This is a genomic window from Haloferax sp. Atlit-48N (genome assembly GCF_003383015.2).
In the GTDB taxonomy this organism is placed as follows: Archaea; Halobacteriota; Halobacteria; order Halobacteriales; family Haloferacaceae; genus Haloferax; species Haloferax volcanii.
This window is the reverse complement of the sequence record NZ_CP137689.1, coordinates 1,929,073-1,951,727: the sequence shown is the minus strand read 5'-3', so window position 1 is coordinate 1,951,727 and position 22,655 is coordinate 1,929,073. Positions and strand designations below refer to the sequence as shown.

Genomic DNA, 22,655 nt, shown 5'->3' with positions numbered 1-22,655 from the left:
ACTAGTAGACGTAGGCGATGATCTGGCCACCGATGCCCTTCTCGCGGGCCTCGTAGTGGCTCATGACGCCGTGGCTCGTCGTGACGATGAGCGCGCCGTAGTCACGGGCGGGGAGGAATCGCTTCTCCCATTTCTCGAAGTCGTCGGCTCCGGCGGAATACCGGGGCTTGACGACGCCACAATCGTTGATTGCGCCTTTCAGTTCAACCTCGAACAGACCGGCCTTGCCGTCGTCGACGAACTCGAAGCCGTCGATGTACCCGCGGTCGTAGAAGACCTCGAGGACGGAGCCGATGATGTTGGAGGCGGGCTGGATCTCGTGGGACAGGTGTCCGACGCTCTCGGCGTTGTCCACACCGGAGAGCGCGCTACTGAGTGGGTCGTTGTCAGCCATTGCTTATCGGTACTTCTTGAATCCCATCTCGCGGGCGATCTCTCGGAAGCACTGGCGGCACAGGTTGATGTCGTACTTGCTGACAAGTCCCTGCTTTCGACCGCAGCGCCGGCACTCGTTCTCCTGGCCGGTGCGGCGGGACGCGTGCTCGCCCGTCTGTTCTGTTTCGCTATCGCTCATTCTTCAACCTCCACGTCGAACGTGGACTCGATGAACGCGACGGCGTCCTCGACGGTCATCCGGTGGGACGACGGAATCTGACGGGAACGCTTGTCGCGCTTTTTCACTCGGTAGCCGGGGCGGACGAGGTTGACCGTCACGTCCAGCCCGTAGATACCGATCTGCGGGTCGTACTCCTGGCTCGGGAACTCCGTGTGCTCTTCGACGCCGAAGCCGAAGTTGCCGGTCTCGTCGAACGACGAGACAGAGAGGTCCGCGATGGGGAGTGCGGTTTCGAGGAACTCGACGGCGGTGTCACCGCGAAGGGTGACCTTCGCGCCGACGGGTTCGCCGCGGCGAACGCCGAAGTCCTGGGAGGCGCGGCCGGAGATCGTGCGAACGCTCTCCTGACCGGTGATCTCTTCGAGGATGTCTTCGGCCTTGGCGAGTTCGCGACCACCTTCGCCGACGCCCATGTGGACGACGACCTTCTCGATGCGCGGGTCGCGCATCTCGTGGAAGTCAGCCTCGCTCATTCGTCATCACCGCCGTCAGCAGCCTGACGTGCTTCGGACTCGTCGTCCGAACCCGTGAAGTTCTCGTCGATGACGACGACGTACTGTTCGACCGTCTCGAACTCGCCGTCTTCGGTCTCGACGACAACGGAGTTGTTTCCGCTGCCGGGCGTGACGATGATCTCGGTGACCTCGCCGATTTCGCCGGCGTGCTGGCCGTTGACGGCCGTGACGAGCGCGCCTTCCTCGTAGGGGAAGTGCGCGACGACATCCTTCGTCTCGTTGTCGACGACGATGGAGTCCTTGCCGCTGTACTCCGAGGCGTCCTCGACGACGAGGGTCGCTCCGTCGTGGAGCGTCAGCTGGAAGTCGCCACCGCTGACCTGCGTCTTGTTCACAATCTTGCCGAGACGGCTGGATGCCGAGTCGGCGTCGATGGGCGTCAGCGCCAGGCGGCCTCCCTCGTCGGGGAAGACGCGGTAGTACTCCTCTCGCTGGACGAACGCCAGGATGTCGAACATCCCGATGGGACGGCGGACGTCGGAGGCCACGTCGCCGTTGACCAGAATGCTCTGGTGGTTGAGGGCGTACTGGGCCTCCTTCTTCGAGTCAACGTAGCCGAGCACGTCGCGCAGGACGATGATGAGGGGAACCCCCGCCTCGCCGTGCGGACCCGCTCCGGCCTTGACCGTGAACGTGCCTGTCTTGCGCTCGACCGGCCAGGACTTCGGTACGGACAGTCGCTTCTGGTGTCGAGTCATTCGTTATCCTCCTTGAGTCGGGCCTCGCGCACGTCGTCTTCGAGGTCCAGTTCCGTCACGCGGACGTTACTGGCCTGAAGGGGGCGTGGGACCTCCTCGCCGTCGGCTTTCTCAACGACGACACCGTCGACGTAGATGACGGCGTCGGTGAGGTCGACCTCGGTGACTTCGCTTTCTTCGCCGGCGAAGTCGCCGCGGAGCACCTCGACCGTGTCGCCCGCGTTGACGCGGACGTTACGGCTGCCGTACTCCTCGCGGAGGTCGGCCGACAGCGGTGCGCGGACCTGCTTTTGCCGCTCGTGGAGCGGCGCGTCGCGAATCTGGGTTCGCTGTTTGCGCGGTTGTCGAGTCATACTATACGATCATCGTAGCCGTCGATGCGATACTCCCGAAGCGCTCGGCGACTTCGCGTGCGACGGGACCCTTGATTTCGGTCCCGCGAGGCTCTTCCATCTCGTCGATGATGACGGCGGCGTTGTCCTCGAACTTCACACGCGTGCCATCGGGCCGGCGGATGGATTTCCGCTGGCGGACGATGACCGCTTCGAGCACCTGGCGGCGCATCTCGGGGGTACCTTTGGTGACCGAGACGGTCACCTTGTCCCCGATGCCTGCCTTGGGGTGGCGGTTCTTCGTGCCGGAGTAACCCGCGACGCTGATAATCTTCAGTTCACGAGCGCCGGTGTTGTCGGCGCACGTGACCAGCGAGCCACGGGCGACACCCTTGGTGATGTCCGCTTTGAGCGCTTCCATCACTCGTCACCTCCCATAATCTCGACGACGACGTGAGATTTCGTCTTCGAGAGAGGTCGGGTCTCCGCAATCGTTACTTCGTCACCGACAGCGACGTCGTCGAGCACGCCCGGCACGTGTGCCGGGATGCGGGAACGTCGCTTCATGTAGCGGTCGTACTTCGGAACGAATACGTCGTACTCCCGCTCGACGATGACGGTCTTTGCCATGTCCGTCGAGACGACCGTCCCCTCCAGGGTCTGACCCCGGACGGAGAGCGAGCCGTAGAACGGACATTTTTCGTAGTCGTAAGCCTCGGAATCGTCAGGTTCCGGAGGCATTGGAACGTCAAGTCCTATCGCCATTTCGAGTCACCAGTAGTTTCGGTGCGCAGGGCGGGTCGTGAGAGCAGTTGTGCGCCATCCACCGTAACGTAGGCCACGCCCTCGCAATTCCCCGAGGGGGAAGCCGCCGATGATGAGTCGGCGAGCCGATCAGACTGACTGGCATCAAATCCGCCAGTAGTATCCGACCGAAGTTTGGACGCGGTCCCCGACGCCTTCGCAGCGTCGGCGGCTTCATCTGTACGCGGAATCGCAAATTCGAAGGTCGCCCCTCGCTTTGGCACCTGCCGCACCCGAGACCCGTCGTCGACCATGAACGTGTGCATCGTCTCGACGACGATGCGACCGGCTATTCCGACGAGGTCGGGGTTCGCCGCGTCGACGACCTCCACGTGGAGGCCGTTGAGTTCGTGTCGCGTGAGGGTCTCGGGTGTCAGTGGCATTATTCTTCGTCGAGGTCGCCTTCTTCGCCCTGAATCGTCTTGATTCGGGCGATGGTCTTCTTCAGTTCAGAGACGCGACCGGGGTTCTCCGGCGCGCCACCCGCGGCCTGCACGGCCTTCGCGTTGAGCAGCTCCGTCTCGAGCTCTTCGAGCTCGGCGGTGCGCTCTGCGGGCGTCATGTCGCGAATCTCTTCGGTGTAGAGGATCGCCATTTATTCTTCCTCCGTTTCGTCGTCGTCTTCGTCTTCCATCTCCGCGACGAGGTCGGCCGCCTCTTCGGCGACGTCTTCGTCGAGTTCTTCGTCGTCGTCGACGACTTCCTCGACCGCTTCCTCGTCGTCGGCATCGTCGACGACTTCCTCTTCGACGGCTTCGACGGCCGCTTCCTCGACGACGTCTTCGTCGACGGCGTCCGTCTCGGCGTCGGCGTCGGCGTCCTCGGAGACGTCCGGAACCTCTTCCGGCTCCTCTTCGAGGAGGTCCTCGACGCTTTCGGTCTCTTCGATCTGTTCGACCGCGTCGGGGTTGGCGTCTTCCTCGACTTCGAAGTCGTCGGGGAGGCGGGCACCCGGCGGGATGATCTTGACCGTCACGCCGATGGTGCCGAGCTTCATGACTGCGACGCCCTGGCCCTCGTCGACGATCTCCTGTGCGGGCTCGCCGTTGTGCTTGATGTAGCCGCGGTTGAACTTCTCCACGCGGGAGCGAGCGCCCGTGACCTTACCGGAGAGGACGATTTCGGCACCGAGGGCGCCGGCGTCCATGATGCGGTCGATGGTCGTGTGGCCCGCCTTACGGAAGTACCAGCCGCGCTCGAGCGCGTTGGCGAGGCGGTCGGCGACGATCCGGGCGTTGAGGTCCGGCTCGTCGACTTCCTGCACGTCGATCTGGGGGTCGTCGAGGTTGAATCGCTCTTCGAGTTCGCGGGTGACCTTACGGATGTTCTTCCCGCCTTTCCCGATGACCATCCCGGGCTTTTCGGCTTTGAGCACGATCTGGGTGCCCATCGGCGTCTTGGCGACGTCCATGCCGCCGTAGCCCGCTCGACCGAGTTCTTCTGCGAAGAACTCGTCGATCTGGGACCGCTGCAGTCCGTTCTCGATGAATTGGTGTTCGTCAGCCATTATTCCTCGACCTCTTCGATGATGAGTTCGACGTCACAGATTGGGGTGTTCCACGGGTCCGCCCGACCGAAGGCACGGGGCTTGCGACCCTGACGCTCGCCGACCTTGTGGGCGGCGACGTGCTTGATCTCCATGGCCGGTCCGTCGAAGCCCTGTTCGGTCGCGTTGTTGCGAACGTTTTCAAGGAGTTCGAGGAACGCCTTGGACGCCTTCTCGGGATACCGTCCCGCGTCCCAGCCGTCGATGTCGCTTCGGTGACCGACGCCGGAGTTGTGCTGCTTGAACGGAACCGACCGCTCGCCGTCGATGACGGCTTCGAGGTACTCCTCTGCGTCGGCGACGGGCATCCCCTTGATGGCTCGGGAGATGGCCTTGCTGTGCTTGATGCTGATGGGCCGGTCCCGGAGCATACCCTTGGCCGTGGTGTCCGGGTCGGCCTCGACGCTGTAGTTGATTCCCATGGTTTACTTGAGGGGCACGAACTTCGAAGACCGGGTCGCGCCGATACCGGCCTGACCGTGCTCGACCGAGCTACGGGTCAGCTGGAACTCGCCCAGGTAGTGACCGATCATCTCGGGCTGAATCTGGGTGCGCTCGAACTCCTGACCGGTGTAGACGGCGAAGGTGAGACCGACGAATTCGGGGAGAATCGGCATGTCGCGCAGGTGCGTTCGAATGGGCGCGTTGGCCGTCTCCTCTTCCGTCTTGTCCTGAGCCTTCGCGAGCAGCTTCTCGTGCTCGGCCGACAGGCCTCGGGTGATGGTTCGCCGCTGACGAGCGGGGAGCAGTTCCGCGACCTCGTCGAGCTCCATCTCCTGCAGCTCGTCGAGCGTGTAGCCGCGGTAGGTGAACTCACCTTCGCGGCCGGTGCGGTATTGCGTACTCATGGTTACTTACCTCCCTTGCCACCGCGACCGGTGCGTTTGGAGGCGATGTCACCGACCTTCCGGCCCGGCGGAGCGTTCCGCGAGACGGACTTCGGCTGACCGGGGTGCTGCCGGCCGCCGCCACCGAACGGGTGGTCGACGGCGTTCATAGCAACACCACGCACGCGCGGCCACTTGATACCGCGCGCTTTCATCTTGTGGTACTTCTTCCCTGCCTTGACGAACGGCTTCTCCGTGCGGCCGCCACCGGCGACGACGCCGATGGTGGCTCGGCAGTTGGGGTTGAGGCGCTTGACCTCGCCCGACGGGAGCTTCACGATAGCGACCTTGCGGTCGTGCGAGAGCAGCTGCGCGCTCACGCCGGAGGCGCGGGCGAACTTCCCGCCGTCGCCGGGCTGGTGCTCGACGTTACAGACGGGAACACCCTCGGGAATCTCGGCGAGCGGCAGCGTGTTGCCGGGCTTGATCTCGGCGGAGACGCCGATCTGAAGCTCTTCGCCGACGCTGATGCCCTCGGGCGCGAGAATCATGCGCTGTTCGTCCTCGAACTCGACGAGGGCGATGGGCGCACTGCGTGCGGGGTCGTGCTCGATGCCGACGACCGTCCCCGAGATGGTGTCTTTGTCTTCGGACTTCTTGTGCGACAGTTCGGCCTTGTAGCGGTGCGACGGCGCCCGGAACGTGGACGTACCGCGACCGCGACGCTGGCCCTGAATTCGGCGTCCCATGGTTAGAACACCCCGATACGCGACGCGACTTCCTGCGCGTCGTCGTCTTCAGAGAGACGAACTGTTGCTTTCTTTTTGCCTTTCATCGTGACCTGCGTGTTGACCTTCTCGACGGTCACGTCGTAGCGCGACTCGACTTCCGACTTGACGTCGGACTTCGTCGAGTCGATGTGGACGATGAACTGGAGCTTGTTGTCGAAGTCCATCTGGTTCATCGCCTTTTCCGTGACCAGCGGGTGTTCGATGATGCTCATCGTTCTGCGACCTCCTCGAGCGCGCTCTCGGTGAACAGCGTGAGGCGACCGGCGTGGGTGCCGGGCGCGAGGTCCTCGGCGGAGACGTTCGCCGCGGTGGCGACGTCGACGCCGGCGAGGTTGCGAGCCGCCTTCGAGGGCTCGTCGGCCGTCACGAAGAGGATGGACTTCGGACGGGTGTACTTGCGACCGCGGAGTTTGCCCTGGCCGCTCTTGACCTTCTTGTTCTCCTCGGAGCGCTCGATGTCGTCGTAGACGCCGAGCGACTGCAGGAGGTCGACGACCTCCTGCGTCTTGACGAGGTCCTCGAAGTCGTCGGAGACGACGAGGGGGAGTTCGACGTCGTCGTCGAAGCGGTGACCGCGCTCGGCGACCAGCTCGGGGTCCGTCGTGGCGGCGAGCGCCGAGCGGACGGCGAGCTTACGCTCCTTCGTGTTGATCTCCTTCCCCTGGTCCTTCTCGGCCTTCGGCGGGTGAGCGCGACGGCCGGAGACGGCGTGCGGGACGCGTCGGGCGACGCCGTTCTGGCGTGGGTCGTGGGACATCCCACGGCCGCTGCCCATGGACTCTGCCGGGGTTCGAAGTCCGGCGTAGGGGTCGGCACCGTACGGCTGTTTTCGGTTTGCCTGCGCGGCGATGACGGCACGCTTGATGAGGTCCGGACGGTAAGCCGTCTCGAAGACCTCGGGCAGGTCGATGCTGCCCGCGTCGTCGCCGTTCAGGTCTCGGATAGTTGCCTGCATGGTTTAACCCTGGTTCGATGCGGTAGAGACGTAGCGCACCTCGGGGTCGAGGCGCGGCTGGTCGTTCGGCCGGATGGCCGGGCGGAACCGCAGAAGGCGCTTGTTGGGGCCCGGCAGCGAGCCCTTGATGAGCGCGTACGAGCCGTCGACCTCGCCGTAGTTGACGAAGCCACCTTCGACGGAGGCGTCGTCGCCCTCACCGAGGTCGATGAGGCGCTTGTTGAGTTCGGTGCGCTGGTGGTAACCGGTCTGACCGAGCTGCGGAACCGTAGAGCGGACACGGGACGGGTTCCAGGGGCCGAGGTTGCCAATACGGCGTCTCCAGCCCTGGCGGGCGTGCTTGCCCTTACGCTTCTGGACGCCCCATCGCTTGACGGGACCCTGCGTACCCTTACCCTTCGTGACACCCGCGGCGTCGAGGTACTCGCCGGCGCGGAACACGTCGGACATCTCGTGTTCGCCGCCCTCGGCAACGAGGTCGAGGGCGAAGTCGGCGCGCTCCACCATGGAGCCGCCGCCGACGCGAGTCTCCATCACGTCGGGCTTCTTCTTGGGCACGTTCGCGAGCTCGGAAGGCACCGTGTGCGTGATGACGCGAAGGTCATCGACTTCGCCGGCCTCGACGGCCTCGCGAAGCGCGTCGGCGTCCGAGTCGAACGTGTCTTCTGCCGGCAGGTCGAGGACGCGGTCGAGTTCGTCGTGGAACTCGCCCGCCCAGACCTCGGTCTGCGGCTTCATACCGTACGGCGTCTGCTCGTAGGCGCGAAGGGCGACGGCGCGCATCGGCGGCGTCTCGACGACGGTCACCGGGACGGACTCCTCCATTCCTTCGCGGGGGGAGTCTGCCTCGTCGTTGACCATCATCACGTGGGTCATACCGGCCTTGTAACCGGCGAAGCCCTGCAGCGCTGGGGAGCCGTCGTCGGACGGCCACGACTTGATGCGTGGAACCTCCTTGACTGCTCGCTTGCGCGGGCTGAAGCCCATCGAGCCTTTTCGTGGTCTGCTTGGTTGTGGCATGGATTCACTCCGTGAGTGTCAGGGAGGCGAGGGAGGCGAACATCGCTTCCTCCGTTCGCACGACCTCGCTGCCCTGTCGCGGAATCGTATTGAGCCAGAGGTCGAACCCCGGACCAACGGAAGGTTCGACGTCTGCAACATCCTCGGGAGGCATCCCGAGCATGTCCGGAAGCCCACGGCCCGGCGACCCGAAGACGACGGTCATGCCGCCGGCATCGGTGATGCGGGCCGTCAAGTCGCCCAATGTGGGGACCGACAGCGGTTCGCCATAGCGAGACGTGGCGATTCGCACGCCCGCATCCGGCCTGCCGAGTGCTTCCGTGAGGTCCATGCGGGATACGTCGAAGCCCGGGAGGGGCTCGTCGACGATCCGCGCACGGACCGGTTCTCGCGAAGAGATCCTGACAGCGACGCGCTCTCCCTCTGTGAGGTCCATCCCGGGAGGGACGAACAGGGAGATCGGGTGTTGCATTCCGCAATTGACCCGAACGCGGTCGTCAGGTCCGACCTCGGTCACGATTCCTTCTCGCAACGCGGGCGACTCGTCGGAGTCGTCCGCGGTCGTAGACGCGACGAGAACGGGCGGCAGGATACCAGCGTAGCGGAGTTCGTCGCGCTTGCCCCAGACCTCTTTGCGGAGGTAGGGGGGCGTCGCGGCGTACCGAAGTACGGTTTCGACGAACTCGCCGCCCCAGTTGTTCTCGCCGTCTTCGTCGGGGAAGACGACGAGTTCGTTCGCCCGGAAGACCGCCGCCGCGCGGGCGACGTAGCCGAGTTTGCGAGTTGCCTCGCGTTTGTCTTCGGCTTCCCGGACGAGTGAGGACGGCACGAGTACGCTGAGTTTCATGCCGGGTTCATCCTCGTCTCGTCTAGACTGTGGCGTTTCTACCGGGGGCCTACCTAAAAGAGTAGCGAATCCATTCTGGGGTGATAGAGCGTCCCACGACCCAGTTTGCGGGGGATTGGCGAACGTCGCGTGGTACATAATTACACGGCCGGCGACAGGTCGTCGAAGGCGAATCTCACGTGGTAGCAGGTGGCGCGCCGTCGCCCGATTTCTCCCCCGTTTCGCAAGTCTTATTTATCAACCCGACACTATCGAGTAACGCAGCAGCACGCCACGATACACACGGAATGCGCTGGTAGTGTAGTGGTATCACGTGACCTTGCCATGGTCACAACCTGGGTTCAAATCCCAGCCAGCGCACTTCCACCACATGCGTCGGTAGTGTAGTGGTATCACGTGACCTTGCCATGGTCACAACCTGGGTTCAAATCCCAGCCGACGCACTTTCTGAACGGAACCAAACGAGGAGTCGCCGGACTCCGAGTTTCCGTGGAGTGAAGAAGTGCGGCCAAGAGGGATTCTGAACCCGACCAGTCGCGCACAGCGAACGAAGTGAGCGAGCACGTCTGGGTTCGGTTCAAATCCCAGCCGACGCACTTCTGCCGAACACAAACCTCCGAGAGACCTCTGTGTCTCTCGGTCTTGCGAGGCTGCGTGCGGGACGCTGAGATTTGAACTAGCGAGCGAACGCGAGTGAGCGAGTGGAGTTCAAATCCCAGCCGACGCACTTCTACAACGAACCTACCTTCCGAGCGACCGCTGTGCGTGTCGCTCGGACTGTGAGTTGTGAATGCTGGACGCTGGGGTTTGAATCAGGGAGCGACGCGAACGGAGTGAGCAGAGCGACTGAGGTTCAAATCCCGTCTCACCGACTCGGCCGCTGGCCTCGCCGGTGCTCCTGAGTTCACCCCACAGTGTTCGGTGAACTCCCAGCCGACGCACTTCTCTCTGAACTCGACTCAGTCACCGACGCGTCCCGAAAACTCACGCTTCGTCCCGCGCCCGCCACCACCAGCCCATCGCGGCCACGCCGACGACGAGGACGACGACGGCGAGCGCGTCGAGGGCGTAGTTGAGCGGCGTTCCCGTCGGCACGGTCCCGGACTGCGTCACCTGTAAGAGGGCGTACGAGAGCCACGTGAGACACATCCCGACGAGGAGAACCGCCCGCGTGCCGGAGAGTTTCCCGCGCCGGTGCTGGATGGCCGTGCCTGCGAGGAGCAACAGGTACGCGACGAGCAGGGGAACGCCCCCGAAGTCGGCGAGCACGCTCACGGTTCCGTCGGGAACACCGCGAGGGGAATCACAGTCGCGAAGCCGGCGAGCAGTACGCCGAATCCGGATGGAGCGGCGCGGGAAGGGAGAGGGACCATACGCCACCTCCGCAGAGAACACACTAAAGAGTTGACACCATTCGCCCCGAGGGACGCCGGCCCCGCACGCGTGGGCGAAGAATCAGTACCCGAGCGTATCGATCGTCTCGATTCGCTCGATACCGTCGAGTTCGCAGAGGTCGGAGACGGCCGACTCAGCGAGCGAGACTACGATGCCGCCGAACTGGAGTTCGCGTTCGAGGCTGCCGCCGAGGGACTCGACGCGGCTTTCGAGCGCGGTGCGGGCGTCGTCGTCGGCGGGTTCGACGCGGAGTGCCGCGACCTCGTCGTCGAGCGGGTCGTCGCGCATCCGGCGGACGGGGTGAGAGAGATACATACCCGGCGGTCGTCGCCCGGCGGGAAAACGGTCGCGGTCGGCCGATGGCCGGCCGCCGTCGACCGAGGGAAGCGGGTCAGTCCTCGGTGAAGTAGAACAGCGCCTCGCGACCCGCGCCGCAGTCGGGACACGCCGACGGGAACGCCGTCAGCGAGCCGAGTTCGCCGCAGTCGTCGCAGCGCCAGACGAGTCGCGCCTCGCCGAAGTCCTTCTCGGGCAGTCGCTGATGTTCGACGACGGTCCGCGGTCGAACCGCTCGAGACGCCGTCTCGGCGGTCGTCTCGACGGCCTCCCACCGCGCTCGTTCGTCGTCGAGCGGTTGCGCCGGCTCGGTCGGTCGCGCAGGTGTCTTTATTGCCATAGTGTCGCATACGCACGCCAGTCGCATAAACGCCCGTCGTCACTCCTCGTGACTGTCAGGCCACGAGGACCATCTGAGTTCCAGTCTGACGGGTCCCTCCGGGAGGAAACGGCTGGTCTCGGTGTCGGTGACGACCCGCTCTGGGCGGGGGAGCGTGACGGACTCGTCGCCGACGCGGAGCGTCAGGTCCTCGTCGGGAGCGGCCGCAACGAGGCGGTCGAGTCGTTCGATGGCCGCGGTCACCTCGCCGCGAGTCACCGCATCGGTCTGCGAATCGAGGGGGACGCCGCCGAACAGCGGGCGGACGTTCACGTCGCGCGAGCGGTTCGACAGCACCGCGTTGACGGCCGCGCCGAGGAGGATGACGAGCCCGCTGAAGTAGAGCCACGTCAGGAGGACGAGGATGCCGGCGACGACGCTCGACTCGGGGGCGCGGCTACTGAACTCGACGTAGAGCCGGAACAGCGACTCGAACGTCGTCAGCCCGACGGCGGCGACGAGCGTTCCGGGAACGACTTCGAGGGAGGTCACGTCCTCGTCGGGGAAGATGTAGTACATCGGGTAGAACGTCACGAACAGGACGGCGACGAGGAGGCCGCGGTAGACGACCCAGCCGAGTGCGCCGTCGAGCGCCGGGAGCGCGGACTCGATGAGCGCGCCGGCGACGACGGCGAGCGAGACGGTGACGAGCACGACGATGCCGTCCGAAAGCTGGTCGGCGAAGGTGTTGGCCGCCTCCGACTCGTAGATGTCCGAGAAGGCGGTGTCGAGACCGCGGAAGATGCGGAGCGTCCCCCACACCAACACGAGCGCCCCGACGACGGAGAGGCTCGCCAGTTGGGTCGACGACTCCAGTTCGGCGACGATAACGTCGCCCGCGCCGGGGGTCAGGACGGACTGGATGACGGCGATGACGCCCTCGCGGAGACCGCTGTCGCCGGTGGCGGAGACGGCTGCAAGGACGAGCAGAAACAGCGGTAACAGCGAGACGAACGCCCCGTAGGCGATGCTTCCCGCCATGAAAGTGAGCCGCTCGGTGCGCACCTCGTACACGATAGCCCGGCCGAGCGTGAGCGCTCTCGTCATGCGCGGATTCATGGGCGCTGATACGTCGGCAGACGAGAAAAGCGCGCTGCGCGGTCGGGTCAGCGGTGGCGGCTGTCGGTGGTGGCGGCTGTCGGTGGTGGCGGCCCTCGGCGGTGGGAGCTACCGACGGGCGGCGAAGACGGCGACCGCCAGCCCCAACACGGCACCCGTCACGGTCCACTCCACCGCGTAGCCGACCGCTCCGCCGATGGCCGAGCCGAGAGTCACCCCGCCGGCGACGTTCGCTCCCGCGACGAGCGCCATCCGAGTGAGTTCGCTCTGGAACATATCGGAATCTGTGGCTGTTCGAGGGGATAGCCTCGTCGGTTCCGTCGTCGATTCGGCCGACAGGTCACCCCGTTTTACTACCGCGTGGCGCGTTGGTTCGGCCATGACAGTCATCGCCATGTTGAGCGTCGCACCGGTCGTCGAAGGGAGCATGTCGGGCGAGGTCGCCAAGGCCGTCGCGGCCCTCGACGACTTCGAGGTGTCTTACGAGACGAACCCGATGGGGACGGTCATCGAGGCCGACGACATCGACGAACTGCTCGCGGCGGTCGGCGCGGCCCACAAGGCGGTCGACGGCGACCGCGTGAGCACGTTCCTGAAGATAGACGACAAGCGCACGAAAGACCAGACGGCCGCCGACAAGGTCGACGCCGTCGAAGCCCATCTCGGACGGGAAGCGAGAAGCGACCGCGAGTAGCGTCGCGGCTCACGGTCACGGCCCGCGGACCCGTCGCGCGGGTCCGGCGTTCGAGACACGAGACACGTCCACGCGACCCGCAGCAGTGGGTGACTGACAAACCCTTTAGCCGAAGGCGCGCAATCGCCTCGCATGGACAGCATCAATCGGATGGCCATCGAACTGGTCGACGAGGCACTCGACTTCGCCGGAGAGCTCGGCATCGAGGGCTACGAACTCGACTCGGGTGCGACGGTCATCGACTTCGGCGTCGACGCCGACGGCGGTGTCGAAGCGGGGATGCTCCTCGCGGAGATTCAGACCGCGGGTCTCGCCACGGTACAGACGCGGATGGGCGAGGTCGCCGGCACGCCCCGTCCGCACGTCGAACTCTCCACCGACCGCCCCGCGCTGGCCCTGCTCTGTTCGCAGAAGGCCGGCTGGGAGCTCACCTTCGACGACTTCGACGGCCTCGGCTCCGGCCCGGCGCGCGCGCTGGTCGGCGAGGAAGAGGAGTTCCACCACCTCGGCTACTACGACGAGTTCGACCTGACGGTCCTCGCCGTCGAGAGCATCGACCTCCCGACCGACGAAGTCGCGGAACACGTCGCGGAGACGACCGGCCTCGAACCGAGCGCCGTCTTCCTGCCGACCTACGCGACCGGCTCGCTCGTCGGGAGCGTCACGGGCGCGGCCCGCGCCGCCGAACTCGCCGTGTTCAACCTCTTCGAAGCGGGCTACGACCCGACGAACGTCCTCTCTATCAACGGCTCCGCCCCGCTCGCGCCCGTCAGCTACGACGAGAGCGTCGCCATGGGCCGGACGAACGACGCCGTCGCCTACGGCGGGCGCGTCCACGTCACCGTCAGCGAGGACTTCGACGAGTTCGACCGCGCGATTTCCACGGCCGGCCCGGACTACGGCGTCCCGTTCGAACAGCTGTTCGAGGACGCCGACTGGGACTTCGGCGCGGTCGACCCCGACGTGTTCGGCCCGGCGCAGGTCACGGTCGACGTGGTCGACGGCCCGACGTACACTCTCGGCGAGACCGACGAGGACGTGCTCGCCGACTCGTTCGGACTGTGAGGCGCAAGCCGGTCCCGCCCGCGCCGGACGCCCTCGACCGGCTGTGGGACGCCCACCGCGCCGTTCCGCTGATTCCGGGCTCCGAAGACGACTGCTGCGGCCGAGTGGCGACCCGACTCGACGTGACGCCCGACGAGGGACGCGACTGGCTCGTGTTCTGTCAGTCGCTCGGGCTCGCCCGCGAGGTGAGCCGCGGCTTCGAGCGCGTCCGCGACGACCCCGACCCAGACGACCTGCGGCGCGCGTTCGAGGAGAACGTCTTCGGCGCGCGCGAGGCGCTCGACGCGCTCAACGACGAGCCGATGTCGGCGGACGCGGTGTTCGAGGCGTTCGAGCCGACCGTCCCGAACTGGGAGCGTCACCGCGACCCGGAGGGGTGGGAGTCGCGCTGGCGCGACAGAGTCGCCCGCCTCCTCGACTGGGCGGTGCTGTTCGACGTGGCGGCGAGAACATCGGACGGCTACGTCGCGGTCGAGCACTCGGCCTGACCGGTCGCCGGCGTCGAAGCGGCCGCCGGGACTCGTCTCTGTTTCTAGTCGACTTTCGTCACGGTTCCGACGCCTTTCGACCGGCCCTCGCGGAAGACGAATCGCTGGCCCTCCTCGACGAAGTACGAACGGAATTTGAACTCCACGCGGGTCGTGCCGGTGTCGCCCGGCAGGAGTCGTCCGCCGTCGGGGTGGAAGACGGCCGCCTCGGAGATGGTTTCGAGGTGGACGACCGGCTCGTAGCCCTCCTGAATCCGCGTCGGGTGGTTGAGCACCATCACGTCGGCTTCGAACTCGCGGACCGCCGTCGGCTCCGCGTCGGCCGGGAGGAGCACCATCCCGCGTTCGATTTCGGACTCGCGGACGCCCTTGAGCGCGATGCCGACGATGCGGCCGGCGTTGGCCCGGTCGACCCGGTGGTAGTGCATCTCGATGGAGCGGACCTCGACCTCGCGGAACTCGCCGTCCGACATCGGCCCCAAGAGGAGTTCGTCGCCGGCCTCGACAGCCCCGGAGTTGACCGTGCCCGAGGCGACCGCGCCGACGCCCGTGACCGAGTAGGTCCGGTCGATGTACATCTTGAAGTCGCCCTCGGCGGCGCTGCGCTTCGGGAGCGACTCGAACAACTGGTCGAGGTCGTCGAGACCGTCCATCGTCACCGCGCTCGTCGGGAACAGCGGGACGACCGACTCGCTTATCTCCTCGACGGCGGCCTCGACGCCGTGGCGCTCGACGCTCAGGGGCGTCCGACCAACGTCGCGGAGGAGTCGCTCGACCTCGCGTTCGACCTCGGCGGCGCGCTCCTCGGAGACGGCGTCGACCTTCGTGATGGCGACGACCGTCGGCAGTTCCATGGCGAGCAGGATGCCGAGGTGTTCGCGGGTCGTCCGCGTCGGGCCGTCGTCGGCGGCGACGACGAGCAGGCCGTAGTCGAGGCGCTGGCCGACGAGGCCGCGAATCGTCGTCCGGAGCCACGGCTCGTGGCCCACGGTATCGACGAACGAGACCAGTCGGTCGGCCTCCTGGACGATTTGCGCCCGGTCGGACTTCCGGTGGGGATTGCGCATGTGGACCGGCCCGTCGTCGGAAAAGCCGTAGACGGCGTACGAGAGGTCCGCCGACAGGCCGCGTTCGACCTCGTGGGGTTGGACGTCGAGGAACGACCGCGTGCTTCCGTTGCCGTTGTCGGCCTGTCCGGTCACGAGCGACCCGACGAGCGTCGATTTGCCGTGGTCGACGTGCCCCGCGGTGCCGACGACGATGTGGTCGTCGTCGACGTCGAGCATCGCGCCCTCGCGGATGGTCGCGACGCCGACGAGGCCGCGTTCGGCCGAGTCACCGACGCCCCACGTCTCCACGTCTTCGATGTGCGCCCCGGCCTCTTCGGCCAGAAGCGACAGCACGTCCATGGTCTCGGAGAAGTCGTCCGGTGGGATGCCGGCGATGCCGCCGTCGTCGGTGACGCCGACCACGTAGGTCGCCACGCCGTCGCCGGAGAGCACTCGGTGTCTGAGTTGAGCCGCGAGCGACTCCATCCGGCCGTCGGACAGGTGAACGGCGCGGGTGAGGCGTTCTTTGAACTCGACGTTTCCGCCTTCTTCCTCACCGCGCTCGAGGGCCTCGTCCAAGAGAGCCCGATCCGCGCTCATGGAAGCGGGTAGGAAACCGACCGTGAAAACGCTTTCCGCGGTAGCGATTGCCATGAGATTGTACCACAACCGAGACGGAAGCGACGCGGACGCGCCCGACGAGACGCGTGGCGGTCGACTGCGAGAGAAACCGAGACGAAGTCAGTCGGTCAGGCGCTCGTAGGCCCGGTTGACCTGTTTGAACGCCTCCTCGTCGCCGGTCTTCGAGTCCGGATGGGTCTCTTTGACCCGCTCGCGGTAGGCCGCTTTCACGTCGTCCGCGGAGGCGTCGCCGTCGAGGTCGAGCGTGTCGAGGGCTTGTTGTCGGCTCATGCCGCGCCGCGGCGGGCGGACGCTCGGCCCGTCACCGCGGGTTCGCTGTCGCCGCCGGCGGTCGCCGTCGAATCCGCCGTCGGGACCGGCGTTAGGGCCGAACCGCCCGGCACGCGGACCCTCTTGTGGGTCGTCGCGGGGGCCCGCGCCGAAGCCACCGGTCTCCCGGCGGTCGCCTCGCCGTCGCTCCGACCGGAAACCGAACCCGCCGCGTCCGGCGTCGGCGCGGACGCGCGTCCGGCGGAACCGCTCGTGGAGGCGGCCGCTGACGTGGGCGTACATGAAGTACGTCGTCGCGCCGAAGGGGACGGCGACGAACAGCAACAGGAGCTGTCGGTAGGCGAACGCCAACACGACGAGGAGCATGGTGATACCCGCGAACACCGCCGCGAGCCCCATGACGAGTCGGTCTCGGTCCACGGGCGCAGTTAGGGTCGCACGGTGGTAAACGTCTCGCCGGGCGGCGACCGCCGGACGATTCGGCCGGGAAAATCGACCGCTTGCGTCGCCTCAGCGGTACTGGTTCAGCCGCTTTTTGAGGCGCTTTGCGGCCTGTCCGGCGGCCTTGTCGAAGTCCTCACCGTCGTCCTCGCCGGCGAAGATGATGCCGCGCGAGGAGTTCACGAGACCGACGCCGTCCGCGAGGCCGAACTCGACGGCGGCCTCGGCGTCGCCGCCCTGCGCCCCCACGCCGGGGACGAGAAACGGCAGGTCGGGCACCTGCTCGCGGAGGTGTTCCAGTTCGTCGGGACCGGTCGCGCCGACGACGAGGCCGACGTTTCCGTGTTCGTTCCAGAGGTCGCAGAGCGCCGCGACGCGCTCGTAGAGGGGTTCGCCCGTGTCGAGTTCGAGCGACTGGAGGTCGGAGCCGCCGGGGTTCGAGGTGCGACAGAGGACGAACACGCCCTTGTCTTCCCGCGAGAGGAACGGCTGGATGGAGTCGCGGCCCATGTAGGGGTTGACCGTGATGGCGTCGGCGTCGTCGAGCAGGTCGGCGTACTTGCGGGTCGTGTTGCCGATGTCGGCGCGCTTGGCGTCCAGCAGGACCGGCACGCCCTTCCCGTGGGCGTAGGCGATAGTTTCCCGCAGGGAGCGCCAGCCGTCTTCGTCCTCGTAGAACGCCGCGTTCGGCTTGAACGCCGCAGCGTGCTCGTGGGTCGCGTCGATGATGCGGCGGTTGAACGCCCAACGCGGCAGGTCCTTGTCGAGGAGATGCTCGGGGATGCGGTGGATGTCGGCGTCGAGACCGACCGAGACGACGCTGTCTGTCGCCTCGATGCGGTCGCGGAGGTCGTCGAAGAAGCCCATTGCCCGCGAGTGCGACGACCGACAGTAAGGGGTTTTCCCTTCGGCGTGGGCGGCGGGCTTCCCGCGCACCGAGCGCGCTGGCCGCCCCACCCCGAACCCTCAGACGGGTCGCTCGACCGTCCAGAGCAAGCCCGCACCGACGACGAGCACCCCGCCGAAGAGCGCGAGCGCGCCGGCCGGCGAGAGGGCGTCGGCGACGACCCCGCCGGCGAGTTCGAACGGGACGACAGCGAGCGAGTAGAGCATCCCGGCGGCCGAGAGGACGGTCGCGCGCCCGACCGAGTCCACCCGGTCGTTGACGTACTGGTTCCCGAGGACGGACGAGACGTTCGTGACGCCGCGGGCGACCGCGAACGCGGGAAAGGCCAGCGGCCCGAAAAGCGGGACCGACGCGTAGGCGACCGCGAGCACGAGCGGCGAGGCGAGGAACCACCGGCGGACGCCGACGCGGGATTCGACCCAGCCGGCGCGGAACGTCGCCGCGGCCGCGACGAGCGAGAACAGCGCGTAGGAGGCGCTGACGGCGGTGTTCGTCGCCGTCGCGGGGACGCCGAGGTCGAGCGCCACGTCGCGGAGAATCGGCTGGTCGAAGATGTACACCATGTTGGCGACGCCGAACAGGAGCGCGAAGTAGGCGACGAAGCCGCGGAGCGGCGGGCGCGAGAGCTTCTCGCGGATGACCCGAAGCGCCGTCCGCGGCGTGAAGTCGCCGCCGTTGGCTCCGGTCTCGGGGACCGACAGCAGAATCGGGACGCCCAGCGCCGTCACCGCGGCGGTGGCGAAGAAGGGGACCGCGTAGTTCGTCGCGTCGGCGAGGAGGCCCCCGGCGAGGGTTGTCACCGCGCCGATTGCGAGGCCGACGCCGGTGGCGCGCCCGCGGACGGCGGCGAACTCGTGGGTCTCGTCGGTCTCGGCCAAGAGGTCGTAGAGCCACGCGTCGTCGCTGCCGGACCGGAACGTCTGGCCGACCGCCCACGCGCCGTAGACGACCGCGAGTTGGAGAAACGTCTCCGACAGGCCCATCGCCGCGGTCGAGACGGCGATGACGGCCGTGCCGAGGGCCATCGCGCTCCGGCGGCCCAGTCGGTCGCCGAGGTAGCCGGTCGGTATCTCGGCCGCGACGAGCGCGAGCCACCAGACGCTGTTGAGCGCGCCCACTTCAGCGAACGAGAGGCCCCGCGAGCGGACGAACAGAATCCAGATGGCAGTCGTGAACGAGACGAACTCGGTCGTCTTGTAGGCGTAGTACTTCGCGACCGGAGAGCGCAGCCGGGCGGTGACGGGCCACGAAGTCATCGTCCCATGGTCTCGACACGACGCAAAGAACGTGTGGATTCGACCGGCGGCGGCGGTGTCCGGGTCGAGCGAAACGCCCGCTGTTCACCCGGTCCGGAAGGAGAAGTCGGAACTCGGCGCGCTGTGGGTGAGCCACCCCATCGACACCACGTCGACGCCGGTGTCGGCGTAGGCGGGGAGCGTCTCTAGCGTGATGTCCCCGCTGGCCTCCGAGATGACGCCTTCGGGGAGTCGGGAGACGCCCTCGCGGACCGCCTCGGGCGGGAGGTTGTCGAACAGGACGATATCGGCCCCGGCGGCCGCGGCGCGCTCGCCCATCTCGGGCGTCTCGACTTCGACTTCGAGTTTCGTCGCGAACGACTTGCGCGCGGCGAAGCGGCGGACGGCCGCCTCCAACCCGAGTTCGGCGATGTGGTTGTCCTTGACCATCACCATCCCCGAGAGCGTGAGGCGGTGGGTGTCGCCGCCGCCGGCGACGACGGCGCGCTTTTCGACGCCGCGGAGGCCGGGGGTGGTCTTGCGGGTCGCGGCGACCCGAACCGAATCGGAAACCTCGCGGGCGGCGGCGACGGCCTCGCGGGTCGTGGTGGCGACGCCGGAGGCGTGGCCGACGACGTTGGCGGCGACGCGCTCGCCGCGGAGGACGTTCCGGGCGTCGCCGTCGACCCGCAGGACTTCGTCGCCCGATTCGACCGCGTCGCCGGCCGCGACCGCTTTCTCGGCCTCGACGCCGAGGGAGTCGAAGACGGCGACGGCGGCGTCGAGACCGGCGGCGACCGCCGGCTCTTTGGCCACGAGTCGCCCGGTGGTGTCGCCGGGCACGTCGTTCGTCACGTCGCGGTGGCCGACGTCCTCGGCCAGCCAGCGCTCGACCGTCTCAGTCGTCAGCACTCGGCGTCACCCCCCGTCCGGCGTCGTCGCTTCCGTCGCTTCCGTCGCCCCCATCGCGTCCGTCCGGGTCGACGAGCGAGTGACAGCCGGCCGATGGCGCGTCGGCGGCCGCGCGGGCGACGAGGAGCGACGAGACGCAGGCGTTCCGGAGTTCGTAGACGGACCGCGAGACGCGGGTGCGGGCGTAGGCGTCGACCTCGCCCTTCAGGCGACGGAGTCGCGCTCGGGCGGTGTCGAGGCCGTCGGGCGTGCGCTCGATGCCGACGAGCTCGTCCATCGTCCGCCCGAGGCGGTCGAACTTCGCGTCCGCGAAGGCGTCGGGGAGCGCCGGGTCGGAGTCGCGCGGCGGCGCGTACTCGACGGTCTCGGCCTCGTCGCGACCCCGGTCGGCCGCCGTTTCGCCGGCGCGGACGCCCCAGACGAGGCCTTCGAGCAGGCTGGTCGAGGCGAGTCGGTTCGCGCCGTGGACGCCGGTGCGGGCGCACTCGCCGGCGGCGAACAGCCGAGGGAGGGAGGCCCTCCCGCGGTCGTCGACGGCGACGCCGCCGCAGAGGAAGTGCTCGCTCGGCGCGACCGGGATGCCGGCGTCGAGGTCGACGCCGCGGTCGTCGCAGAGCGCCGCGAGGTCGGGGAACTCATCGCGGAAGTCGAGGTCGGACACGTCGAGGACGACGCGGCCGGACCGGTCGCGGGCGCGGGAGACGGCGCGGGCGACCACGTCTCGGGGGGCGAGTTCGGCGTCTTCGTGCACGTCGGGCATGAAGCGGCGGCCGTCGGCGTCGCGCAGGACCGCGCCCTCGCCGCGAACGGCCTCGCTGACGAGGAACGGTTGCGCGTCGTCGTCGGCCCGTTGGTCAGTCCGAGGGTCGTACGCCGTCGGGTGGAACTGGACGTACTGCATGTCCGAGACGGTCGCGCCGGCGAGCGCGGCCATCGCCACGCCGTCGCCGGTCGCGCCCGCGGGGTTGGTCGACCGGGCGTAACAGTCCCCGATGCCGCCGGTGGCGAGGACCGTCGCCCCGGCGAACACCGGTTCGACCTCGCCGTCCGCGAGGACGGTCGCGCCGCGGACGGTCCCCTCCTCGGTCAGGAAGTCGAGGGCCATCGCGTCCTCCACGATTCGCACGCCGTCGCGGGCCGAGAGGTGCTTCAGGAACGGCCGAAGGACGTGCGCGCCGGTGCTGGCGTCGACGTGGAGGATGCGGCGGCTGGAGTGGCCCGCCTCGCGGGCGAGGTCGAAGGAGTTGGTGTCGGTGTCGGCATTAGCTTCGGCGTCGGCGTCAGTGCCCTCGCCCACCGCGTCGAACGCGACGCCGAGCGTGTCCAACAGCACGTCCTCGACGACGGCGCGGGATTCGGAGACGAGCGTCTCGACCGCCTCGGGGTCGGCGGTGCCGTCGCTCGCCCGGCGGATGTCGGCGGCGAACTCCGCGGGCGCGGACTGGGTGACGGCGATGCCGCCCTGCGCCCAGTCGGACGCGGCGTCCTCGGGTTCGGTCGCCTTCGTGACGACGAGCACGTCGGCCCCCTCGCGGGCGGCGGCGAGGGCGGCGGCGCAGCCGGCGATGCCGGAGCCGACGACGAGCACGTCGGCCTTCATAGTTCGAGCATGCGGTCGAGCGCGACCGCGGCGAGTTCCTTCTCCTCGGGCGCGACCTCGACGACGTTGGGTTCGCGGCCCGCGGCGAGCTCTTCGAGCACCCACGTCAGGTAATTCGGGTCGACCTGTCGCATGGCGTTGCAGTCCATGCAGGCGTCGCCGCAGAGGGGGCGCACGTCGACCTCGGGATGCCAGCGCGCGAGGTGTCGCGCGAGGTGAACCTCGGTGCCGATGGCCCACGTCTCGCCGGGGTCGGCGTTCGCGACGACGTCGCAGATGTGGCTCGTGGAGCCGACCTCGTCGGCGGCCGCGACGACGCTCGGGCGGCACTCGGGGTGGACGACGACCTTCGCGCCGTCGGCCTGCGCTTCTTCGACGTGGTCGACGCGGAAGCGTTCGTGGACCTGACAGTAGCCGTCCCAGAGGATGACTTCGGCGTCGCCGAGCTCCGGGATGTCGGGGTCCAGCTCGTCGGCAGCGCCCATCGACTCGGTCACGTCGCCGGCCCACGGGTCCCACTCGACCACCTCGTCGATGCCGAGGTCGTCGGCCGTGTTGCGCCCGAGGTGTTTGTCGGGCAGGAACAGCACGGCGTCGCCGCGCTCGAACGCCCACTCGAAGGCGTCGGCGGCGTTCGAGGAGGTGCAGATGAGCCCGCCGTGAGAGGCGCAAAACGCCTTCAGGTCGGCGTAGGAGTTCATGTACGTCACGGGGACGATGTCCTTGCCGCCGCTCTCTTCGACGAGCGTCTCCCACGCGGAGTCGACCTGCACGGCCTCGGCCATCCCGGCCATCGGGCACGACGCCTCCATCGACGGGAGAATCACCGTCTGGTCGTCGTCGGTGATGATGTCCGCGCTCTCGGCCATGAACGTCACGCCGGCGAAGACGACGTAGTCGGCGTCCGACTCGGCGGCGCGCTTCGAGAGTTCGTAGGAGTCGCCGACGAAGTCCGCGTGCTCGACGATTTCCCGGCGCTGGTAGTTGTGTCCGAGCACGATAACTCGGTCACCCAATGCCTCGCGGGCGGCGGCGATTCGCCGGGAGCGGGCGGCCTCGTCGAGGTCGCGGTGGCTCTCCGGTAGCTGTTCGAGCGTGTCGTATTTGAACAGGCTGAGCTCCGACTCGAACCCGACCGACTGTAATTCAACCACGATTGGTCACCACGGTAGCAGTCCAATCAGTGGGCCTTATTGAAAAATATTTTTCTTCAATACTCGCCACTCATCAGT

The 22,655-nt window shown here is 67.4% G+C and carries 32 protein-coding genes and 2 tRNA genes; 5 read left to right on the top strand and 29 right to left on the bottom strand.

The window, feature by feature from the left end:
* Position 1: 1 nt before the first annotated feature.
* Genes DEQ67_RS10515 through DEQ67_RS10435 form a run of 17 tightly spaced genes read right to left on the bottom strand, consistent with a single transcriptional unit; the run spans position 2 to position 8,951 of the window.
* Positions 2-394: a 30S ribosomal protein S8 gene (locus DEQ67_RS10515; protein ID WP_004042581.1), complete on the bottom strand. Its 393-nt coding sequence runs from the start codon at positions 392-394 to the stop codon at positions 2-4.
* A gap of 3 nt (positions 395-397) precedes the next feature.
* Positions 398-574 (bottom strand): 30S ribosomal protein S14, encoded by a 177-nt coding sequence (locus DEQ67_RS10510; RefSeq protein WP_004042587.1) that lies wholly within the window; start codon positions 572-574, stop codon positions 398-400.
* A complete protein-coding gene (locus DEQ67_RS10505) occupies positions 571-1,089 on the bottom strand; it encodes a 50S ribosomal protein L5 (RefSeq protein WP_004042589.1) in 519 nt (172 codons plus the stop codon). The genes DEQ67_RS10510 and DEQ67_RS10505 overlap by 4 nt, the downstream gene beginning before the upstream one ends.
* The gene (locus DEQ67_RS10500; protein ID WP_115802882.1) at positions 1,086-1,829 is read right to left on the bottom strand and encodes a 30S ribosomal protein S4e; all 744 of its coding nucleotides are present in this window, start codon (positions 1,827-1,829) and stop codon (positions 1,086-1,088) included. Before DEQ67_RS10500 ends, DEQ67_RS10505 begins: the two co-directional genes overlap by 4 nt.
* Positions 1,826-2,182, bottom strand: a complete 357-nt coding sequence (gene rplX / locus DEQ67_RS10495) for a 50S ribosomal protein L24 (protein WP_004042593.1) — start codon at positions 2,180-2,182, stop codon at positions 1,826-1,828. Before rplX ends, DEQ67_RS10500 begins: the two co-directional genes overlap by 4 nt.
* A 1-nt stretch (position 2,183) precedes the next feature.
* The gene (locus tag DEQ67_RS10490) at positions 2,184-2,582 is read right to left on the bottom strand and encodes a 50S ribosomal protein L14 (RefSeq protein WP_004042597.1); all 399 of its coding nucleotides are present in this window, start codon (positions 2,580-2,582) and stop codon (positions 2,184-2,186) included.
* The gene (locus DEQ67_RS10485; protein ID WP_013035359.1) at positions 2,582-2,926 is read right to left on the bottom strand and encodes a 30S ribosomal protein S17; all 345 of its coding nucleotides are present in this window, start codon (positions 2,924-2,926) and stop codon (positions 2,582-2,584) included. The genes DEQ67_RS10490 and DEQ67_RS10485 overlap by 1 nt, the downstream gene beginning before the upstream one ends.
* Positions 2,917-3,348 (bottom strand): ribonuclease P protein component 1, encoded by a 432-nt coding sequence (locus DEQ67_RS10480; protein WP_004042600.1) that lies wholly within the window; start codon positions 3,346-3,348, stop codon positions 2,917-2,919. The genes DEQ67_RS10485 and DEQ67_RS10480 overlap by 10 nt, the downstream gene beginning before the upstream one ends.
* Positions 3,348-3,560 (bottom strand): 50S ribosomal protein L29, encoded by a 213-nt coding sequence (gene rpmC / locus DEQ67_RS10475; protein ID WP_004062417.1) that lies wholly within the window; start codon positions 3,558-3,560, stop codon positions 3,348-3,350. The genes DEQ67_RS10480 and rpmC overlap by 1 nt, the downstream gene beginning before the upstream one ends.
* Positions 3,561-4,472, bottom strand: a complete 912-nt coding sequence (locus DEQ67_RS10470) for a 30S ribosomal protein S3 (RefSeq protein WP_004062416.1) — start codon at positions 4,470-4,472, stop codon at positions 3,561-3,563. It lies immediately after the preceding gene.
* Complete coding sequence (locus DEQ67_RS10465; protein WP_004042608.1) at positions 4,472-4,933, bottom strand: 50S ribosomal protein L22; 462 nt, start codon at positions 4,931-4,933, stop codon at positions 4,472-4,474. The genes DEQ67_RS10470 and DEQ67_RS10465 overlap by 1 nt, the downstream gene beginning before the upstream one ends.
* 3 nt (positions 4,934-4,936) lie before the next feature.
* Positions 4,937-5,359, bottom strand: a complete 423-nt coding sequence (locus DEQ67_RS10460; RefSeq protein ID WP_004042610.1) for a 30S ribosomal protein S19 — start codon at positions 5,357-5,359, stop codon at positions 4,937-4,939.
* 2 nt (positions 5,360-5,361) lie between these two features.
* Positions 5,362-6,087, bottom strand: coding sequence for a 50S ribosomal protein L2 (locus tag DEQ67_RS10455; RefSeq protein ID WP_004042612.1), 726 nt, complete (start codon positions 6,085-6,087; stop codon positions 5,362-5,364).
* Positions 6,088-6,089: 2 nt separating this feature from the next.
* On the bottom strand, positions 6,090-6,341 hold the full coding sequence (locus DEQ67_RS10450) for a 50S ribosomal protein L23 (protein ID WP_004042614.1): 252 nt from the start codon (positions 6,339-6,341) through the stop codon (positions 6,090-6,092).
* The gene (gene rpl4p / locus DEQ67_RS10445) at positions 6,338-7,084 is read right to left on the bottom strand and encodes a 50S ribosomal protein L4 (RefSeq protein WP_115802880.1); all 747 of its coding nucleotides are present in this window, start codon (positions 7,082-7,084) and stop codon (positions 6,338-6,340) included. The genes DEQ67_RS10450 and rpl4p overlap by 4 nt, the downstream gene beginning before the upstream one ends.
* A 3-nt stretch (positions 7,085-7,087) precedes the next feature.
* On the bottom strand, positions 7,088-8,104 hold the full coding sequence (locus DEQ67_RS10440; protein ID WP_004062414.1) for a 50S ribosomal protein L3: 1,017 nt from the start codon (positions 8,102-8,104) through the stop codon (positions 7,088-7,090).
* Between the two features lie 4 nt (positions 8,105-8,108).
* Positions 8,109-8,951, bottom strand: a complete 843-nt coding sequence (locus DEQ67_RS10435; RefSeq protein WP_004062413.1) for a putative RNA uridine N3 methyltransferase — start codon at positions 8,949-8,951, stop codon at positions 8,109-8,111.
* A gap of 289 nt (positions 8,952-9,240) precedes the next feature.
* Here DEQ67_RS10435 and DEQ67_RS10430 point away from each other — a divergent pair.
* Positions 9,241-9,311: transfer RNA gene (locus DEQ67_RS10430), tRNA-Gly, on the top strand.
* 12 nt (positions 9,312-9,323) lie between these two features.
* Positions 9,324-9,394: transfer RNA gene (locus tag DEQ67_RS10425), tRNA-Gly, on the top strand.
* 541 nt (positions 9,395-9,935) lie between these two features.
* Here DEQ67_RS10425 and DEQ67_RS10420 read toward each other — a convergent pair.
* From DEQ67_RS10420 to DEQ67_RS10400, 5 genes are all read right to left on the bottom strand, one after another.
* Positions 9,936-10,226 (bottom strand): hypothetical protein, encoded by a 291-nt coding sequence (locus DEQ67_RS10420; RefSeq protein WP_004062412.1) that lies wholly within the window; start codon positions 10,224-10,226, stop codon positions 9,936-9,938.
* Between the two features lie 180 nt (positions 10,227-10,406).
* Entirely contained in the window at positions 10,407-10,661 is a 255-nt protein-coding gene (locus tag DEQ67_RS10415) for a hypothetical protein (protein WP_115891484.1), read from the bottom strand.
* A 76-nt stretch (positions 10,662-10,737) separates the two neighbouring features.
* Positions 10,738-11,022, bottom strand: coding sequence for a DUF7130 family rubredoxin-like protein (locus DEQ67_RS10410; RefSeq protein WP_115891485.1), 285 nt, complete (start codon positions 11,020-11,022; stop codon positions 10,738-10,740).
* Between the two features lie 39 nt (positions 11,023-11,061).
* The gene (locus tag DEQ67_RS10405; protein WP_115802877.1) at positions 11,062-12,120 is read right to left on the bottom strand and encodes a YihY/virulence factor BrkB family protein; all 1,059 of its coding nucleotides are present in this window, start codon (positions 12,118-12,120) and stop codon (positions 11,062-11,064) included.
* A gap of 108 nt (positions 12,121-12,228) precedes the next feature.
* Positions 12,229-12,396: a hypothetical protein gene (locus DEQ67_RS10400; RefSeq protein WP_155821754.1), complete on the bottom strand. Its 168-nt coding sequence runs from the start codon at positions 12,394-12,396 to the stop codon at positions 12,229-12,231.
* A 103-nt stretch (positions 12,397-12,499) separates the two neighbouring features.
* On the opposite strand from DEQ67_RS10400, the gene DEQ67_RS10395 reads away from it, so the two are divergent.
* The 3 genes from DEQ67_RS10395 (at position 12,500) to DEQ67_RS10385 (ending at position 14,367) form a co-directional block, all read left to right on the top strand.
* Positions 12,500-12,814: an MTH1187 family thiamine-binding protein gene (locus tag DEQ67_RS10395; protein ID WP_004062408.1), complete on the top strand. Its 315-nt coding sequence runs from the start codon at positions 12,500-12,502 to the stop codon at positions 12,812-12,814.
* Between the two features lie 132 nt (positions 12,815-12,946).
* Positions 12,947-13,879, top strand: coding sequence for a methenyltetrahydromethanopterin cyclohydrolase (gene mch, locus DEQ67_RS10390; protein WP_004062407.1), 933 nt, complete (start codon positions 12,947-12,949; stop codon positions 13,877-13,879).
* Complete coding sequence (locus DEQ67_RS10385; RefSeq protein WP_115891486.1) at positions 13,876-14,367, top strand: hypothetical protein; 492 nt, start codon at positions 13,876-13,878, stop codon at positions 14,365-14,367. The genes mch and DEQ67_RS10385 overlap by 4 nt, the downstream gene beginning before the upstream one ends.
* Positions 14,368-14,411: 44 nt before the next feature.
* Here DEQ67_RS10385 and DEQ67_RS10380 read toward each other — a convergent pair whose 3' ends face one another.
* The 7 genes from DEQ67_RS10380 to nadA form a co-directional block, all read right to left on the bottom strand.
* Positions 14,412-16,016, bottom strand: coding sequence for a GTPBP1 family GTP-binding protein (locus DEQ67_RS10380; RefSeq protein ID WP_115802875.1), 1,605 nt, complete (start codon positions 16,014-16,016; stop codon positions 14,412-14,414).
* A 141-nt stretch (positions 16,017-16,157) separates the two neighbouring features.
* Positions 16,158-16,748, bottom strand: a complete 591-nt coding sequence (locus tag DEQ67_RS10375) for a J domain-containing protein (protein WP_115802874.1) — start codon at positions 16,746-16,748, stop codon at positions 16,158-16,160.
* Between the two features lie 90 nt (positions 16,749-16,838).
* Complete coding sequence (gene pyrF / locus DEQ67_RS10370) at positions 16,839-17,636, bottom strand: orotidine-5'-phosphate decarboxylase (protein WP_115802873.1); 798 nt, start codon at positions 17,634-17,636, stop codon at positions 16,839-16,841.
* Between the two features lie 99 nt (positions 17,637-17,735).
* On the bottom strand, positions 17,736-18,932 hold the full coding sequence (locus DEQ67_RS10365) for an MFS transporter (protein ID WP_115891487.1): 1,197 nt from the start codon (positions 18,930-18,932) through the stop codon (positions 17,736-17,738).
* An 84-nt stretch (positions 18,933-19,016) separates the two neighbouring features.
* Entirely contained in the window at positions 19,017-19,823 is an 807-nt protein-coding gene (gene nadC, locus DEQ67_RS10360; RefSeq protein WP_008608656.1) for a carboxylating nicotinate-nucleotide diphosphorylase, read from the bottom strand.
* Entirely contained in the window at positions 19,810-21,423 is a 1,614-nt protein-coding gene (locus DEQ67_RS10355) for an L-aspartate oxidase (RefSeq protein WP_115861830.1), read from the bottom strand. The genes nadC and DEQ67_RS10355 overlap by 14 nt, the downstream gene beginning before the upstream one ends.
* Positions 21,420-22,577 (bottom strand): quinolinate synthase NadA, encoded by a 1,158-nt coding sequence (gene nadA, locus DEQ67_RS10350; RefSeq protein ID WP_004062399.1) that lies wholly within the window; start codon positions 22,575-22,577, stop codon positions 21,420-21,422. The genes DEQ67_RS10355 and nadA overlap by 4 nt, the downstream gene beginning before the upstream one ends.
* Between the last annotated feature and the right edge of the window lie 78 nt (positions 22,578-22,655).

Bases quoted from the DNA above. Each gene is read 5' to 3' on its own strand.
- DEQ67_RS10450 (WP_004042614.1), bottom strand. From the start codon at position 6,341: ATGAGCATCATCGAACACCCGCTGGTCACGGAAAAGGCGATGAACCAG.
- DEQ67_RS10365 (WP_115891487.1), bottom strand. From the start codon at position 18,932: ATGACTTCGTGGCCCGTCACCGCCCGGCTGCGCTCTCCGGTCGCGAAG.
- DEQ67_RS10410 (WP_115891485.1), bottom strand. From the start codon at position 11,022: ATGGCAATAAAGACACCTGCGCGACCGACCGAGCCGGCGCAACCGCTC.
- DEQ67_RS10490 (WP_004042597.1), bottom strand. From the start codon at position 2,582: ATGGAAGCGCTCAAAGCGGACATCACCAAGGGTGTCGCCCGTGGCTCG.
- rpl4p (WP_115802880.1), bottom strand. From the start codon at position 7,084: ATGCAGGCAACTATCCGAGACCTGAACGGCGACGACGCGGGCAGCATC.
- DEQ67_RS10510 (WP_004042587.1), bottom strand. From the start codon at position 574: ATGAGCGATAGCGAAACAGAACAGACGGGCGAGCACGCGTCCCGCCGC.
- DEQ67_RS10400 (WP_155821754.1), bottom strand. From the start codon at position 12,396: ATGTTCCAGAGCGAACTCACTCGGATGGCGCTCGTCGCGGGAGCGAAC.
- DEQ67_RS10415 (WP_115891484.1), bottom strand. From the start codon at position 10,661: ATGTATCTCTCTCACCCCGTCCGCCGGATGCGCGACGACCCGCTCGAC.
- DEQ67_RS10505 (WP_004042589.1), bottom strand. From the start codon at position 1,089: ATGAGCGAGGCTGACTTCCACGAGATGCGCGACCCGCGCATCGAGAAG.
- DEQ67_RS10405 (WP_115802877.1), bottom strand. From the start codon at position 12,120: ATGAATCCGCGCATGACGAGAGCGCTCACGCTCGGCCGGGCTATCGTG.
- pyrF (WP_115802873.1), bottom strand. From the start codon at position 17,636: ATGGGCTTCTTCGACGACCTCCGCGACCGCATCGAGGCGACAGACAGC.
- DEQ67_RS10440 (WP_004062414.1), bottom strand. From the start codon at position 8,104: ATGCCACAACCAAGCAGACCACGAAAAGGCTCGATGGGCTTCAGCCCG.
- DEQ67_RS10435 (WP_004062413.1), bottom strand. From the start codon at position 8,951: ATGAAACTCAGCGTACTCGTGCCGTCCTCACTCGTCCGGGAAGCCGAA.
- DEQ67_RS10500 (WP_115802882.1), bottom strand. From the start codon at position 1,829: ATGACTCGACACCAGAAGCGACTGTCCGTACCGAAGTCCTGGCCGGTC.
- DEQ67_RS10460 (WP_004042610.1), bottom strand. From the start codon at position 5,359: ATGAGTACGCAATACCGCACCGGCCGCGAAGGTGAGTTCACCTACCGC.
- DEQ67_RS10380 (WP_115802875.1), bottom strand. From the start codon at position 16,016: ATGAGCGCGGATCGGGCTCTCTTGGACGAGGCCCTCGAGCGCGGTGAG.
- DEQ67_RS10470 (WP_004062416.1), bottom strand. From the start codon at position 4,472: ATGGCTGACGAACACCAATTCATCGAGAACGGACTGCAGCGGTCCCAG.
- DEQ67_RS10355 (WP_115861830.1), bottom strand. From the start codon at position 21,423: ATGAAGGCCGACGTGCTCGTCGTCGGCTCCGGCATCGCCGGCTGCGCC.
- mch (WP_004062407.1), top strand. From the start codon at position 12,947: ATGGACAGCATCAATCGGATGGCCATCGAACTGGTCGACGAGGCACTC.
- DEQ67_RS10395 (WP_004062408.1), top strand. From the start codon at position 12,500: ATGACAGTCATCGCCATGTTGAGCGTCGCACCGGTCGTCGAAGGGAGC.
- DEQ67_RS10480 (WP_004042600.1), bottom strand. From the start codon at position 3,348: ATGCCACTGACACCCGAGACCCTCACGCGACACGAACTCAACGGCCTC.
- DEQ67_RS10515 (WP_004042581.1), bottom strand. From the start codon at position 394: ATGGCTGACAACGACCCACTCAGTAGCGCGCTCTCCGGTGTGGACAAC.
- DEQ67_RS10455 (WP_004042612.1), bottom strand. From the start codon at position 6,087: ATGGGACGCCGAATTCAGGGCCAGCGTCGCGGTCGCGGTACGTCCACG.
- rpmC (WP_004062417.1), bottom strand. From the start codon at position 3,560: ATGGCGATCCTCTACACCGAAGAGATTCGCGACATGACGCCCGCAGAG.
- DEQ67_RS10465 (WP_004042608.1), bottom strand. From the start codon at position 4,933: ATGGGAATCAACTACAGCGTCGAGGCCGACCCGGACACCACGGCCAAG.
- DEQ67_RS10485 (WP_013035359.1), bottom strand. From the start codon at position 2,926: ATGGCGATAGGACTTGACGTTCCAATGCCTCCGGAACCTGACGATTCC.
- rplX (WP_004042593.1), bottom strand. From the start codon at position 2,182: ATGACTCGACAACCGCGCAAACAGCGAACCCAGATTCGCGACGCGCCG.